Here is a 14,251-nt window from a genome sequence, read left to right as displayed (position 1 = left end):
TCAACGCCCACAAGGCCGGCACCATCGTCGGCCTCAAGGCCGAGGTCGGCGCCAGCGTCTCCAGCGGCGCCGCACTCTGCGAGATCAAGGACTGAGCGCGGTCGACGACGCGGAACCGAGGAGGAGCGCCACGTGGCACGAAGGTTTGCCGTACGGACCGACACCGAGCCGGTGAGCGCCGCGATGGTGCGCCTGCTCGGAGGGTGCCACCACATCCATGCGCTGGCGGTGGACGTGCACCCCGGCACGACCGCAGTGGACTTCACGTCGGCCCTGCTGCACCCCCTGCCGCTGTGGATCCGGCTGCTGCTGCGGCTGATGGATCCGTTGCGGGCCTGTCTCGGACTGCCCGGCAGTCAGGTGAAGCCCGCTCAGGTGACGGACGGGGCCCGGATCGGGCCGCTGTTCATCCTCGACGCGCGGGACAGCCAGGTGCTGGCCGGAGAGGACAGCAGGGACCTGAGCTGCCGCACGGTGTTCACCGTCCGCCCCGGCGCGGGCGGCACGGAGGGCGTGTGCACCACGGTCATCCGCTGCTACCGCCCGGCCGGTGAGTTGTACGTCCGCATCACCAAACCCCTGCACACCCTGATCCTGGTCAGCCTCGCGCGCCAGCTGGCCAGGGCCCACTCCGTCCGGCGCTGAGCCCGGCGCCGACCACGAAAGGACCATCCGTCATGACGCTCCACGACATCCCGCTGCGCACCCTGGCCGGCGAGCCGACCTCGCTCGCCCGGCACAAGGGCAAGCTCCTGCTGCTGGTCAACGTGGCCTCCAACTGTGCGCTGACCCCGCAGTACGAGGGGCTGGAGCGGCTCCAAGAGCGCTACGCGGACCGCGGGTTCACCGTTCTCGGGGTCCCCTGCAACCAGTTCAACGGCCAGGAGCCCGGTACCGCGGAGGAGATCGGGACCTTCTGCTCGACCACCTACAACGTCTCCTTCCCGCTCTACGAGAAGACCGAGGTGAACGGTGAGAACCGTCATCCGCTCTACGCCGAGCTGGTCCGGCTCCCGGATGCGCAGGGCCAGGCCGGCGACGTCCAGTGGAACTTCGAGAAGTTCCTGATCAGCCCCGAGGGTGAGCCGGTCGCCAGGTTCCGCCCGCTCTGCGCCCCCGACGACGCCGAGCTCGTCGCCGCGATCGAAACCCGACTGCCCTCCTGACCGGCGCGCGCGGCCGGGCCGGAACTGCCAACACCCATCGGCGCTGGCCCGGTTGCCGCCCCCCTTCCTAGGCTGGTTCGTATGACGCACCAGCAGCCGATTGCAGAGATGCGCCACTCGCGCATCGTCCCTGCTCCGCCCGAACTCGTCTGGCAGGCCCTCCTCGGCCTGAGGGCAGCGGACCTGCCTCTGGTCGGGCTGTTCGTGGTGATCCGGGACATCCCGAGCCGGCTCGCGGGCCGGCTCGCGGTGGAGGACGCCTCCCGGACCCTGGTCGAGCGGGCGGCGCACTCCGGGTTCGGCATCGTCCGCCGCGAGCCCGGCCGTGCGATGGAGATGGCCAGGATCGCCCGGTTCTGGCAGCCGGTGCCCACCAACGCGGCGGTGCCCGCGGACCGGGCCGAGTTCGAGGCCTTTGCCGAGCCCGGCTTCGCCAAGGCGCTGATCACCTTCGAGCTGACGGCACTCGACGGGCGCACCGCCGTCGAGACGGTCACCAAGGTCTGGGCCACCGACGACGAGGCCAAGCGTCGGTTCCGCCTCTACTGGCTGCTGGCCGGCGGCCCGGCGGGCCTGCTGCGGTCGGCGCTGCTGGCCGCGGCGGAGCGGCGGGCCGTGGCCCTGGCAGCCGAGGCCGGCTGATCCCGAAGCCCTGTCCACACCCTCGCGATCGAGCGGAGAGAGCACACCCATGCCTTTTGCCTCACCGGAGTACGAAGCCCAGTGGCAGCCGCTGGCGGAAGTGACGGTCCGCGGCGAGCAGGTGCGGGTGATGCACCGTCCCGAGCGGGCGGCGGGCATTCCGGTCCTGCTGATGCACGGGCTGGAGGAGAGCTGGCAGAGCTGGCTCCCGGTCACCGAGCGGCTGCCCGAGCGGTACTGCCCGCTGCTGGCCGATCTGCCCTGGCGCGCCAACGGGGACTACAGCTGGTCCGAGACGCTGCCGCCGTCCGGCTGGCTCGCCGAGGTCGTGCGGGCCCTTCCGCGGACCCCGCAGGCGCTGGTGGGCCACTCCTTCGGGTCGAACACCGTCCTCGAGTACCTGGCGGCGCCGGACCCGGCTCCGATCCGTACGGCGGTGCTGACCTCACCGGTGTTCCGCAAGAGCCGTGAGGAGATCACCTGGGACCTGCTGCGGCAGTCCATCGACAACTTCCGGCACATCATCTCCAGCGGGCTGCGGGTGCGCAGCGAGGGCCGCGACTTCGACCCCGAGGTCTTCGAGAAGATGGTCGACGCCATCGTCGAGCGGGTCGGCCCCAACGGGTTCGTCAACCTCTTCCGCGTGTTCGGGCACAGTCCCTTCATCCGGCTCGACCGGATCGACGTGCCGGTCCTGGTGGTCGGTGGCACCACCGAGGCGACCTCCACCTCCACCGGCCTGCGGGCCCTCGTGGCCGGCCTGCCGCAGGGCAGCCTGGCGCTGCTGGACGAGTACGACCACTTCTGCCAGGTCGTCCAGGCGGACGAGGTCGCTGCCCTGGTGGCCGATCACCTCGACCGCCGCCTCTGATCCGGGGTGGCGCCGGGCGGGTTCACCGCTCCGACCGTCCGTACTCGGGCCGGGCCCTGCTCCGCGACCCGGGCCGGCGGCTCGAAGCGGCGGGCCGCGGTGCCCCCGGCGACCCGGAGGCGGGCGGGGGCACCGGGGGTCACTTCGCGGGGTGGGCCGGGGCGAGCAGGTGCGGGGCGAGCTCCTCGGCGGCTTCCAGCACCTGCTCCAGTGACGGGTTCACCATGGCCCGGCCGCCGATGGTGACCGTCGGCACGGTCTCGTTCCCGTTCGCGACGGAGCGGACGAACGCCGCGGCGTCCGGGTCCCGCCAGATGTTGACCTTGGTGTAGCGCAGGCGGGTGAAGGCCAGGCGGAACCGGAGCTTCATGCAGTAGGTGCAGCCGGGGCGCCAGTAGAGCACCATGCCGGGCTCGTCCGTGGTCATGTTCGAGGTCCTTTGCGGTCGGTCCGAAAGCGGCGGTGGCGGGGACGCGGGCCCTAGGGAACGGGGGCGAGGTCGGCCGCCGGCCGGAGGGTCTGGGTCGCCACGAGTTCCCGGTAGGCGGGGCACCGTTGCATGAGTGTGTCGTGGTCGCCGGCGTCGACGGCGCTGCCGGACTCCATCAGGACGACGTGGTGGGCGTGGTGCACGGTGGAGAGGCGGTGGGCGACGACGAGGACGGCGCGGTCCCTGGCGAGGTCGTCCACGACGGCGCGGAAGCGCTGTTCGTTGATGCCGTCGAGCTGGCTGGTGGGTTCGTCGAGCAGGACGATGCGGGCGTCGGACAGGAGCGCGCGGGCGAGGGCCATGCGCTGGCGCTGGCCGCCCGAGAGGTCGGTCTCGCGGCCGAGCAGGGTGTCGAGTCCCTGGGGGAGTGCGGCGATGTCGTCGTCGAGGTCGACGGCCCTGAGGACGTCCCGGAGTTCCCGGTCGGTGGCCGGTGTGGCCCTGCCCAGCTGGAGGTTCTCGCGGGCGGTCGCCTCGACGAGGGTGAACTTCTGGTCGACGAAGGCGATGTGGGAGCGGAGGTCGTCGAGCGGCCAGGCGGTCAGGTCGTGGCCCAGGACGCTGACGCCGCCGCGGTCGGGGTGCACGAACCGGTCGATCAGGGCGAGGGCGGTGGACTTCCCGGCGCCCGAGGGGCCGACGATGGCGGTGAGGCCGGTCCGGGGGGCGGTGAAGGTGAGGCCGCGCAGTGCGGGGGAGCCCGCTCCGGGGTGCGTGAAGGTGACGTCGTCGAAGGCGACGGACGGGGCCTTCGGCGCGGGTGCGGGGGCGTGGGCGGCGGGGTTCGTCGCGGTCTCGTCGGGGATGTCGAGGAGCTGGTTGCAGCGGTCGCGCGCGGCGAGGCCGGCCTGGATGCGGCCGAGGCTGCTGGTGAGGGTCGTGGCGGACGGGATGGTCTGCAGGAGGTAGAGGAAGAAGGCGGCGAAGTCGGCCACGCTGAGGTCGCCGGAGTGGATGCGGGCGGCGCCGGTGAAGATCACGGCGATGACGGCGACCTGGTTGCCGAGCTGGGTGATGGCGGGGATGACGGCCTGGAGCCGAGCCCCGGTCACGGACTCGCCGCGCAGGGTGTCGGCGTCGGTGTCGAGGGCGCGGGCGGCGAGCGGCTCGGCGCGGTAGGCCTTGATGGTGGTGAGCGCTTCGAGGTGGGCGGTGAAGCGCTGGGCGATCTGGCCGATGGCGTTCTGCTGGCTGATCATGCTGGCCCGCAGGTGTCGCATGACGGTCATGATGGTGACGGTCACGACGGCGAGTGCGACGACCGTGACGAGGGTGAGCAGCCAGTCGACCCAGATCATGGCGACCAGGGTGAGCAGCACCGTGAGCGCGGCGATCGGGACCTGCGCCCCGACGTCGACGAACTGGCGCAGCTGCATGGCGTCCGAGGTGATGCGGGCGGTGAGGTTGCCCGTGCCCTGGGCGCGGACGGTGGACAGCGGCAGGCGCAGGGTGTGGGCCATGATGCGGTTGCGCAGCCGGTAGATCAGCTGCTCCCCCACGCGGGCGACGAGGAAGCCGGCGCCGGTCTGGGTCAGGGCGCCGCCGACGGCCGCGGCGGACATCCAGAGGACGGGGTCGGTGATGGACCTGCCGGTGGCGACGTTGGTGATGACCTCGCGGACCAGCAGCGGCACCGCGAGCGCGGCCCCGGTCGAGGCCAGTGCCAGGAGCAGGGCGACGGTCAACGGGCCGGGCGCGGTGGCGAGTTCCCGGCGCATCCGGATGTGCTGCGCGGGGGGTGCTCCCGGCGCGGGGGTGGGCGGCTTCTGCTTCACGTGGAGCGCCTTTCTGCTGTTGACGCAGCGCCAGTGCCCGCGGGAAGGGCCGCAGTCCGGGGCGCAACGCATGGGCGGTGCGGCTTGGGTGGCTGAACAGGCTGTACTGGCTGGAGTGGCCGAACCGGCCGAACCGGCCGGAGCTCCGGAGGTCCGGGGGGTCCGGGGAGTCAGAGGTCCGGCGTTCTTGCGTGGGTCCGGGGCAGGGCGGGGCGGTGGCCGAGGACGCGGTGGCCCCGCAGGGCGAGGTGGGCCTCGCCGAGGGCGGCCTTCAGGAGCGCGATCTCGCTGAGGAGCTGGCGCTCCCGCCGGGAGTCCTCGGCGCGGCGGGCGACGGGCTGGAGGCCGTCCTGGCCTGCCGTGATGAACTGGCGGCGCCAGTTGGACACGGCCTGCGGGGAGACGCCGATGTTCTGGGCGGCCTGGGACAGGGTGGTGCGTTTAGCGAGCAGGTCCAGGACGAGGCGTGCCTTCTCCTGTGCCGGTATGACGGGTTGTGGTGCCACGGCAACCCCCCTGGTGATGGGTCGTTCGGTGGTCTGGTGGTGTGTCCGCAGGTGTCACAGGCCGCGGAGCGCGGTGCTCCCGTCGCAGTCGATCAGGTCGGCCAGCATCGGGACGTAGGCGTGGAGACTGCTGTGCCAGCCGACGAAGGAGGCGAAGTCGCGGGCGTGGGAGGCGATGCGGGCGATGGCGCCGGCGGCGACGGTGTCGCGGTCCCAGCCGTCGCCGTAGGCGGTGAGGAGGGCGCCGGCCAGGGTGTGCTGCACCGAGGCGTCGGCGTGGAGGTGGTCGGCCGTGAGGCGGAACTCCTCCAGTTCGCCGATCACGCAGGCCAGGTCCACCTCGGGACGGCCGTGCGTCGCCTCGGCGCCGGAGAGCACGAGGGCGGGCCCCGGCCGGTCGGGCAGGATGATGTTGCCCAGGGTGAGCCAGCCGTGGAGCGTGGCGGCCGGTTCCAGCGGGCGCAGCAGCTCCGGGCCGTAGCCGCGGAGCTTCTCCCAGCGGGCGGGGCCGAGTTGGCTGCGCAGCCGGTAGTGGAAGCCGGCGCTCGCGCGAGGTCCGCGCCCGTTCTCCAGCCAGCTTTCGAGCCGCTCCAGCCAGGGCGGGACCGGCCCGTCGGGCTGCCCTTCCGCGGGCCGCAGGTCGTGCAGGACCTTGAGCCGGGCCCCGAGCGCGCCGAAGACGTCCTGGAGCCGGTCGACCGGGATGTCGCCGCTGAGCAGGGCCCGGGCCGCGCTGGTCGTTCCCGTCGTGTGCCAGCCGGTGTGCTGCGGGCCGGCGTCGAAGGGGGTGGTGAAACGCAGGCGACTGTCGGAGGCCTGCTCGGCCTGCTCGGCGAAGTGCGGCGGCACCGGGGGATAGGGGGTCGTGTGGTTGACGCCCGGGGTACGCCGCCAGTGGATCGTGCCGTCGGCCTGCCGGGTGATGCGGGTGACCTGGAGCCCGGTGGCGAAGTTGTCGACGAGCTCGGGCTCGGCCGGGGCGGTCATGCGGCGGCACTCTCCTTCCAGGAACGCAGGTCCTCCAGGGCGCTGAGGGCGTGGGGCAGGCGGGCGGCGGTGCCGATGCCCTCCTCCCCGGTGGAGATGCTGACCCCGTGGACGGGCGGCAGGACCGCGACGTTGTCGCGTTCGGACAGTTCGAGGACGTGCCGCTGGTAGGCCGGGTTGAGGTGTCCGCCGGGTGGGAGCGACGGGCAGACGACGATGGGGGCCCGGGTGCACTGCAGGGCGAGCAGGGTGGGGCTGTCGCCGAGTCCGAGCGACAGGCGCGCGATGAAGTGCATGGTGGCCGGGTGGACGAGTACGGCGTCCGGCCAGGCGGCGAGTTCGACGTGCAGGGCCCGGTCGGGCGCCTCCGGCCAGACGTCGAGGGTGGGCATGGTGCTGCCGTTGGCTACGGCGGCGGCGGTGGTGCCCACGAAGCGTCGGCTGGAGGGGGTGAGGACGGTGTGCACCTCGGTGTCCGGGTAGCTGGCGCGCAGCCAGGTGAGCCAGTTGGGCAGCAGCATGGCCTGGATGCCGCCGGTGACGACGTAGAGCAGGCGCTTGGCGTGGAAGGCCGGTACGGCGGTCCGGGAGGTCGGGGTGGTCACTGGGCGCTCCGGCGGGCGAGTGCGGCGGTGATGGCGGTGAGGTCGCGCAGGGCCGCGCCGCGGCCCTCGTGCAGGTGGAGGCCGCAGACGCTGATGGCGACCTCGTCGATCCCGGCGTCGTGGTACGAGGCGATGGTGGCGGCGATCTCGTCGGGGGTGCCGGTGGCGAACAGGTTGTGCTCGATGATCATCTTGGCCGCGGCGGGGGTGTCGTCGGGGTCCACCGGGATGCCGGCCTGGTTGAGCATGTCGCTGTAGTGCGGTGAGCCCAGGTGCGCTCCGACGGCCTTGAGGGCGACCTGCTGGAGGTCGCGCTGCGGGCGGTCGACGGCGCAGTGGACGATGCTCACGATCCGCGGGGTGGGGCGGCCGGCCTTCGCGGCGGCCTCCTCCATGGCGGGGGCCAGGCGCTCGCGGATGTAGCCGAGCGGGGTCAGCCAGGTGATGGCCCGGTCGGCGCCCTCGCCGGCGAGCCGCGCCATCGGCTCGCGCAGGACGCCCAGGCCGATCTCGACGGGCGGGGTGTCCATCGAGGGCAGCCGCAGGCTCTCGGTCGGCCACGGCCCGTCGGGGTCCCTGGCCTCGCCGCCGTCGGCGAGGGTGCGCATCATGCGGATGTAGTGCCGAGCGGCGGTGACGGGCTTGTCGTAGGGGCGGCCGTTGGTGTGCTTCTGGAACACCGCGGCGCCGGGGCCGATGCCGGCCACGTACGGGTAGCCCGACAGCGAGGCGATCGAGCGGCCGTTGACCGCGGCGGTCATGGGGTGGCGCAGCGGCATGAGGGTGACGGCGGTGCCGTAGCCGAGGTCGAGGCCCATGCCGGCGAGCGCCGCGAAGACGGCGTGGGTCTCGATGGCCAGGGACTGCCCCAGCCACAGCCGTCGGCCCGAGGTGCTCTCGGCGATCCGGGCGTAGGGCAGCACGTCGCCGATGTCGGTGGGCATGACGGGGTACATGACGCTGATCTTGGACATGCTTCTCTTCCTTCGTGCGGTGGCCGGGGGCGGGCGGTGCTCAGAACCACTGGGCCGGGAAGTGTTCGGCGTCCCCGACGACGACACCGGCCAGGCGGGACGGGTGGCAGTGCGCCGCCGCCCGCCGGACGTCCTCGACCGTGAGCCGCGCCGTGGCGGCGGGGATGTCGACGAGGGCCGAGCCGGGCAGGTTCTGCGTGCTGCACGCGTTCAGCAGGGCGACGCGGCCGAGCTGGGACCCGAGGTTGAGGGCGTAGGCGCCGTTGATGAACCCGACGGCGGCGTCGAGCTCGTCCTGGGTGGGGCCGGTGGTGGCGAACTCCTCGGTGAGACGGTGCAGGTGGCGCATGGCCTCCGGCACCCGGGAGGTGGTGACGTCGGCCTCGATGACGAAGACGTCCTGGTCGATGAAGTCGGTCGTCGCCTTGCAGCGGTAGGCCAGCCCGTGCTGCTCGCGCAGGACGGTGTTGATCCGGGAGGCGAAGCTGCCTCCCAGGACGGCCCCGGCGACCTGGTTGGCGGCGAAGTCGGCGATGCCGGTGCGGGGTTGCGCCGCCGCGACCAGGCGGATCTGGGTCTGCTGCCGGCCCGGGCGGTGGCGGGAGACGATGCCCGGCGAGGGCGTGGCGATCGGCCGGGGCCCCGGCAGCGGGCCGGCGTCGTGGCCGCGCCAGTCGGCCAGCGCCGTCTCGAAGTGGTCCAGGCACTGCGCGGGGTCCGCGGCGCCCACGAGGGCGAGTCCGGCGTGCCGGGGGACGACGAACCGGCGGTGGACGTCGGAAATCTGCTCCACCGTCACCTCGCGGACCTCCTCCGCACGCGGGGACGGATCGGCCTCCGGCGGGAGGTGTCCGTAGAACCGGGCCCACATCTCGCGCATGGAGTCGATGGCCGGCTGGGCGTCGGCCAGGGTGGCCAGTTGGGCCACCTTGGCGACCGCCGCGCCGACCGTCTCCGGCGTGTACCGGGTGGTCACGACCTCGGTCAGGGTGTCGGCGAGGAGGGGGAGCAGGTCGGAGGTGGCCAGGACGGAGAACAGCAGCCACTTGCGGGTGCGGTGGACGGTCACGATGCCGCCCCACTGTTCGAGGCGGGCGCAGGCCGGGTGGCCGGTCCAGCAGGCGGTCAGGACTTCGAGGGCGGCGGTGTCCGCGCGGGTCCCGATCGGCAGGGGCACGGCGAGGTTCGCCTGGAGGAGCGGGACGGTGTCGAGCCGGGACGCGCTGAGGGTGAGCCCGCCGGCGGCCGCGCGGGTGACCAGGTCGTAGGTGGTCGGCACGGTCATGAGGCGTCCTCGTGGGGCAGCAGGTTGAGCACGGCGCGCCCCTCGGGCGCGGCGGCCCGGGCGGCGGCCGCGGCGATGTCGTCCGCGGTGGTACCGGCGACGCGCTCGGCGAGTTCGCCGCCGATGTCCGGCCGGCCGAAGAGCAGCTGTCCGCGGGCGAGGAAGCGCACGCGGTAGGCCAGCGAGTCGAGGTTGCGGTACAGGCCGGTGCGCGCGCAGGCCACGGCGCGGGCGGCCTCCGCCCCCCGCCCGCCCCCGCCGGCGACGTCCTCCAGCTGCTGGAGGACCAGCTTCTCGGCCTCGTCGGCCTGGCCGAAGTCGTGGTGCGCGACGATGACGAAGGTGTCGGGGTGGGTGACGACCAGGGGGCCGAAGAATCCGACGGCGGAGTCCGCCTTCGCCCCGATCGTCGCGAGCGCCTTCCGCAGGCGGGAGTCGGCGCCGGTGGACAGCAGGTGGGAGAGGGCGACGTGGGCGGCGTACCCGTCCAGGTCGTGGCGCGCGTCGGGCAGGCGCGTGCCGATCGCCAGCGCGGGCCGGGGGGCCGCCGGGTCGTGGCAGGTGCCGCGCCGTTCCTCCGCGGGCACCGGCTCCCGGATGTCGGGGGGAGCGGAGACGGGCCGGGCGGGTACGGGGTCGAACCGGCGGTGCACCGCGGCCAGCGCCGCCCCGGGGTCGACGTCCCCGCAGATCGCCAGCACGGCGTTTCCGGGGGCGTAGTAGCGCCGGAAGAACTCGACGCAGTTCTCGACGGTGGCCGCGTCCAGGTCGGCCATTTCCCCGTAGCCGTTGTGGGCGTTCTCCCATCTGTCGAACATGACGGACGGGAGGACGGTCCACGGGAATCCCCCGTAGGGGCGCCCGGTCACCTGGAGCCTGATCTCCTCCTTGACGACGTTCCGCTGCGCGGTGAGCCGCTCCTCCGTGATGGTCAGGAATCCCATGCGGTCGGCTTCGAGTTCCAGGACCTTGTCCAGCGCCTCGCCGGGAACGACCTGGAAGTAGTCCGTCGAATCGGGGAACGTGTTGGCGTTGGCAATGCCTCCCCTGGCCTGGATGGCGGCGAAGTGCTCGCCGCTGGCCGTGTTCTTCGATCCCTGGAACATCATGTGTTCGAACAGGTGGGAGAAACCTGAGCGGGTGGGAATCTCGGTCCGGAAGCCCGCCCGGTAGTTGACCGAGATACCCACTCCGGAGGTTCCCTCGACGCGTTGGACGACGACGCGGAGTCCGTTGTCCAGTGTCGTGTGATGGATGGCGTCCGGCATGCGACGGATTAGACGCCCGTCGGCGCCGGCGCATCAAGCATTTCTTTCACCCCCCGCCGGGCCCGCCCAATGCCGCGAAGGCATCCCGGACGGTTCCTCAACTTTCCCTGATAGTTGAAGGTTGCCGTGCCGGAATGCCCGTCCCTAGCGTCTCCCGGCATGCAGACAAGTAGCCGTGCCCACGACGGGGCACTCCGGTTCACACCGGTCGATCTGGATGGTGTCCCGCACGTCGATGCGCTGCTCACCAGGCTGGGGCTCGGTCCCTTCGACCGCTCGACCGTCACCAGCGCCCAGGGACGCAACGACAATTGGAGCGGCACCACCGCCGCCGGCACCGAGGTGTTCGTCAAGCAGATCAAGGGCCCCGACCGCGCCGGCCGGGTACAGCACACTACGACGTTCTGCGCCGCGGCCGAGGGCCGCCTGGACACCCCCCGGCTGCTCGGCGTCGACGAGGAGCAGGGACTGCTCGTCTTCGCCTACCTGCCCGACGGCCGCTCCGGCCGGGAGCTCCTGGCGGACGACGCCTTCGACGAGGCGGTGTGCGAGCGCGCGGCGGCCGTCCTGGCGAAGGTGCACGCCCTGCCCCCGGCCGGCTTCGACACCGCGCCCCACCCGCTGCCCCCGACCGACCACCTCCAGGCGGTCGGCTACCGGTTCTACACCCAGGCGACCGCCGCCGAACTGGCCACCTGGCGGCTCCTGCACGGCGATGCCGAGCTCGCCCGGGCGCTGCACGAGCTGCGGGCGGCCGACACCGGGGACATCGCCTCGCGCTGTCCCGTCCACGGTGACCTGCGGCTGGACCAGTTCCTGCTGGCGGACGGGGTGCTCCACCTGACGGACTTCGAGGAGGCCCGCATCGGCGACCCGGCGCGTGACCTCGGAGCCTTCGCCGGCGAGTGGCTCCACCAGGCGGCCATGGCGATCCCGCTGACGCTGGCCGACGCGTCCCCGATGGGTCACGCGGCCACCCATGACGAGATCATCGCCACGGGTGTCGGCGAGATCGAGCAGCGCTCACCGCTGGTCCGCCGCTTCTACGCCGCCTACCTGGAGCAGGCACCGTCCTTCGTCCGCGAGGACAAGGACCTGGCCACCCGCGCGGCCGCCTACGCCGGCTGGCACATGATGGACCGGATGCTCGCCACGGCGGGCTCCGCCACCCGGCTCTCCCCGGTCACCCGGGCCGCGGCGGGAATCGGGCGCACCGTGCTGCTCTCCCCGGCCGAATTCACCTCGTCCCTCGGTCTGGAGGCCTGAGATGGCGCAAGGACACCTCGGCCTGGCCGACAAGATCGCCGCACTCGCCGAGCAGGTCACCGTCTTCGACGGGGGCCTCAAGGCGGAGACCGCCGGCGAGGTCTACGAGGCGGGCAGCCCGCAGGCCCTGGCCCGCACCCTCGGTTCGGTGCTGTACGACACCCTGCACTCGGGGCGGGCCAAGCCGCTCGGCATGAAGCCCCGTTCGCTGCGCGACGCGGCCCTCGACGCGGCCCTCGACGCCGCCACCGGTCCCCGGACGACCACCGCCGTGGGCGCGTTCGTCGCCGAGGCGGACGGGCACACCGTGGTGCGGCTGGACGGGGTGCGGGTGCGGGTGCCCGACGAGGCGGTGGCCGGGCGCTCGGGCGACGAGGTCACGGTGGTGATGCCGTGCGCCCGGCCCGGACTGTCCGCGGGCTTCTTCCTCGCCGATTCGAGCCTGCCCCAGCCGGCCACGCGCGGACCGCTGCTGCGGCTGTACGCGCACCTCGACACCCCGGACGTGGCGCCCGCGGTCTGGGGCCGGCTGGTGGAGTTCCTGGAAGAGGCCGGTGTCCCGTGGCGGGCGAAGATCGCCTCCTCGCCCACCGTGTACCCCCGCAACGACGCCCTGGTGGTCTACCTGCCCCGGCCCTCGTGGCGGGTGGCCGGCCCGTGCGCGGAGATGCTCCAGGCCACCGGCCTCCTGGCCGACGGCACCTCCCCCTTCACCCGGGCGATCACCGCCTCGGTCGGCTGCGCCTTCGAACCGGACGACCCGGGCACGGGCCGGCGCGACCTGAGCTTCGGGCAGCACCGTGCCCAGGTCCTCGCCGAGGCGCTCGTGCGGCACGCCGCCGCGCTCACCGACGAGCACGAGGTGCTGGCCGACACCATCGCGACCGCCTTCATGGACGCCGGCATCGACCCCGCCGAGCCCGCCCGGAACCTCTCCTCCCCCCTCGTGAACGTCCTGCGACCGGCGTGAACGCCCGGACCGCCCCGAACCACTCCAGCTAGGAAGGACTTCTGCGCATGTCCGAGATCCAGAACCCCGAGACCGAGAACTACGACGTCGTGGTGGTCGGCGGTGGGCCGACCGGCTCCACCTCCGGCGCCCTGCTCGCCAAGGCCGGCCACCGCGTGCTGATCCTGGAGCGCGAGCGGTTCCCCCGGTACCACATCGGCGAGTCGCTGGTCACCGGGATGACCCCGCTGATGGAGGAGCTCGGCCTGGTCGAGGAGCTGGACGCCCGCTACCAGCGCAAGAGCGGCATCTCGCTGCGGTGGGGCAAGGACCCGCAGCCGTGGCGCAGCGACTTCTCCGCGGCCGGCTCGACGTACGACCACGCCTGGCACGTCACCCGCAGCGACTTCGACGAGCTGATGCTCGACAACGCCCGCAAGCTGGGCGCCGAGGTCCGGGAGGAGGCCCACGTCACGGAGGTCCTGCGGGACGCGGACGGCACCGTGACCGGCGTCGTGTACACCCATGCCGGGCGGACGCGGCAGGTCGACAGCCGCTTCGTGGTGGACGCCTCGGGGCAGAACCGCACCGTCGCGCGCAAGCTGACCGAGACCCAGTGGCAGGAGGACCTGCGCAACGTCGCGATCTGGGGCTACTACGACAACTACACCCCGCTGGAGGACCCGAACGACATCCTCGTCGAGGCGATCGAGGGCGGGGGGTGGATGTGGGGCATCCCGCTGTCGAAGACCGAGTTGTCCCTGGGCTACGTCCTGTCGGTCGAGAAGCTGAGCGAGGCCACCCGGCAGGGGCTGAGCCAGCGGGAGGTCTTCGCCCAGGGCCTGGAAGCCAGCATCATGGCCAGGACGATGGTCGACGCGGAAGCCTCCGTGGAGCTGCGGACGGCCCGGGACTGGTCCCACCTGAGCGACCGGTTCTTCGGCCCCGGCTGGGCCGCGGTGGGCGACGCGGCGGCGTTCATCGACCCGCTGTTCTCCTCCGGCGTGTGGCTGGGCACCTCGGGCGCGTGGCTGGCGGCGCGCGCCATCGACGTCGCCCTGACCGACCCGGCGAACGAGGTGCACGCGCTGGAGCGCTTCGAGGCCGTCTACCGCCAGCTCTTCTCCGACATCCTGTCGTACGTGCGGTTCTTCATGGACCCCAACCGGCTGCGTGAGGAGTACATGCAGCGCGCGCAGGAGATCACCCACGTCTACACCAAGTCCTCCCGGGTCGGCTTCATGGCCCTGATCTCCGGGATCGGGGCGGTGGCGGACCTCGTCAACTTCGACCCCATGGGCATGGAGGGGCTGCAGGAGATCATGCTGGAGCGGCAGAAGATCGCCGCCGAGCGGGCCGCGGCGGCGGTCGGCGCCGGCGTCTGAGACACCGCGTCGCAGGAGGGGGCCCCCTCCTCCGTCGGAGACCCGGCCCGGCCCGGCCTGTCACCGGAGCGCCGGGCGCGGG

The 14,251-nt window shown here is 72.7% G+C and carries 15 protein-coding genes; 7 read left to right on the top strand and 8 right to left on the bottom strand.

From position 1 onward, the window contains the following. Positions 1-132: 132 nt before the first annotated feature. The 4 genes from ACFC1F_RS38930 (at position 133) to ACFC1F_RS38915 (ending at position 2,679) form a co-directional block, all read left to right on the top strand. Entirely contained in the window at positions 133-645 is a 513-nt protein-coding gene (locus tag ACFC1F_RS38930) for a DUF2867 domain-containing protein (RefSeq protein WP_376165855.1), read from the top strand. Between the two features lie 32 nt (positions 646-677). Further along, positions 678-1,166, top strand: coding sequence for a glutathione peroxidase (locus tag ACFC1F_RS38925; RefSeq protein ID WP_376165852.1), 489 nt, complete (start codon positions 678-680; stop codon positions 1,164-1,166). An 81-nt stretch (positions 1,167-1,247) separates the two neighbouring features. Next, a complete protein-coding gene (locus ACFC1F_RS38920; RefSeq protein ID WP_376165849.1) occupies positions 1,248-1,808 on the top strand; it encodes a hypothetical protein in 561 nt (186 codons plus the stop codon). Positions 1,809-1,857: 49 nt separating this feature from the next. Beyond that, a complete protein-coding gene (locus tag ACFC1F_RS38915; RefSeq protein ID WP_376165846.1) occupies positions 1,858-2,679 on the top strand; it encodes an alpha/beta fold hydrolase in 822 nt (273 codons plus the stop codon). Positions 2,680-2,818: 139 nt separating this feature from the next. On the opposite strand, the gene ACFC1F_RS38910 is transcribed toward ACFC1F_RS38915, so the two are convergent. The 8 genes from ACFC1F_RS38910 to ACFC1F_RS38875 all read right to left on the bottom strand — a co-directional run bounded on the left by ACFC1F_RS38910 (position 2,819) and on the right by ACFC1F_RS38875 (position 10,569). After that, on the bottom strand, positions 2,819-3,106 hold the full coding sequence (locus tag ACFC1F_RS38910) for a glutaredoxin domain-containing protein (RefSeq protein WP_209413801.1): 288 nt from the start codon (positions 3,104-3,106) through the stop codon (positions 2,819-2,821). A gap of 53 nt (positions 3,107-3,159) precedes the next feature. Then, the gene (locus tag ACFC1F_RS38905; RefSeq protein ID WP_376165842.1) at positions 3,160-4,944 is read right to left on the bottom strand and encodes an ABC transporter ATP-binding protein; all 1,785 of its coding nucleotides are present in this window, start codon (positions 4,942-4,944) and stop codon (positions 3,160-3,162) included. A gap of 170 nt (positions 4,945-5,114) precedes the next feature. After that, positions 5,115-5,450, bottom strand: coding sequence for a helix-turn-helix domain-containing protein (locus ACFC1F_RS38900; RefSeq protein ID WP_209413799.1), 336 nt, complete (start codon positions 5,448-5,450; stop codon positions 5,115-5,117). A gap of 54 nt (positions 5,451-5,504) precedes the next feature. Further along, complete coding sequence (locus tag ACFC1F_RS38895) at positions 5,505-6,437, bottom strand: hypothetical protein (RefSeq protein WP_376165839.1); 933 nt, start codon at positions 6,435-6,437, stop codon at positions 5,505-5,507. After that, entirely contained in the window at positions 6,434-7,042 is a 609-nt protein-coding gene (locus ACFC1F_RS38890; protein ID WP_376165836.1) for a flavoprotein, read from the bottom strand. The genes ACFC1F_RS38895 and ACFC1F_RS38890 overlap by 4 nt, the downstream gene beginning before the upstream one ends. Next, complete coding sequence (locus ACFC1F_RS38885; protein ID WP_376165833.1) at positions 7,039-8,016, bottom strand: LLM class flavin-dependent oxidoreductase; 978 nt, start codon at positions 8,014-8,016, stop codon at positions 7,039-7,041. The genes ACFC1F_RS38890 and ACFC1F_RS38885 overlap by 4 nt, the downstream gene beginning before the upstream one ends. Before the next feature lie 40 nt (positions 8,017-8,056). Beyond that, on the bottom strand, positions 8,057-9,301 hold the full coding sequence (locus ACFC1F_RS38880) for a M16 family metallopeptidase (protein WP_376165830.1): 1,245 nt from the start codon (positions 9,299-9,301) through the stop codon (positions 8,057-8,059). Next, positions 9,298-10,569, bottom strand: a complete 1,272-nt coding sequence (locus ACFC1F_RS38875; RefSeq protein WP_209413794.1) for a pitrilysin family protein — start codon at positions 10,567-10,569, stop codon at positions 9,298-9,300. The genes ACFC1F_RS38880 and ACFC1F_RS38875 overlap by 4 nt, the downstream gene beginning before the upstream one ends. Before the next feature lie 159 nt (positions 10,570-10,728). On the opposite strand from ACFC1F_RS38875, the gene lxmK reads away from it, so the two are divergent. The 3 genes from lxmK to ACFC1F_RS38860 are packed head-to-tail and all read left to right on the top strand — an operon-like array spanning position 10,729 to position 14,169. Continuing rightward, positions 10,729-11,835: a class V lanthionine synthetase subunit LxmK gene (gene lxmK, locus ACFC1F_RS38870; RefSeq protein WP_209413793.1), complete on the top strand. Its 1,107-nt coding sequence runs from the start codon at positions 10,729-10,731 to the stop codon at positions 11,833-11,835. A 1-nt stretch (position 11,836) separates the two neighbouring features. After that, complete coding sequence (locus ACFC1F_RS38865; protein ID WP_376165826.1) at positions 11,837-12,805, top strand: T3SS effector HopA1 family protein; 969 nt, start codon at positions 11,837-11,839, stop codon at positions 12,803-12,805. Between the two features lie 47 nt (positions 12,806-12,852). After that, on the top strand, positions 12,853-14,169 hold the full coding sequence (locus ACFC1F_RS38860) for an NAD(P)/FAD-dependent oxidoreductase (protein WP_209413791.1): 1,317 nt from the start codon (positions 12,853-12,855) through the stop codon (positions 14,167-14,169). The last annotated feature ends 82 nt before the right edge of the window (positions 14,170-14,251 follow it).

The sequence above is a fragment of the Kitasatospora sp. NPDC056181 genome (assembly GCF_042266225.1).
In the GTDB taxonomy this organism is placed as follows: Bacteria; Actinomycetota; Actinomycetes; order Streptomycetales; family Streptomycetaceae; genus Kitasatospora.
Note: the sequence above shows the minus strand (reverse complement) of the source record. Positions and strands in the feature narration are given on the sequence as shown.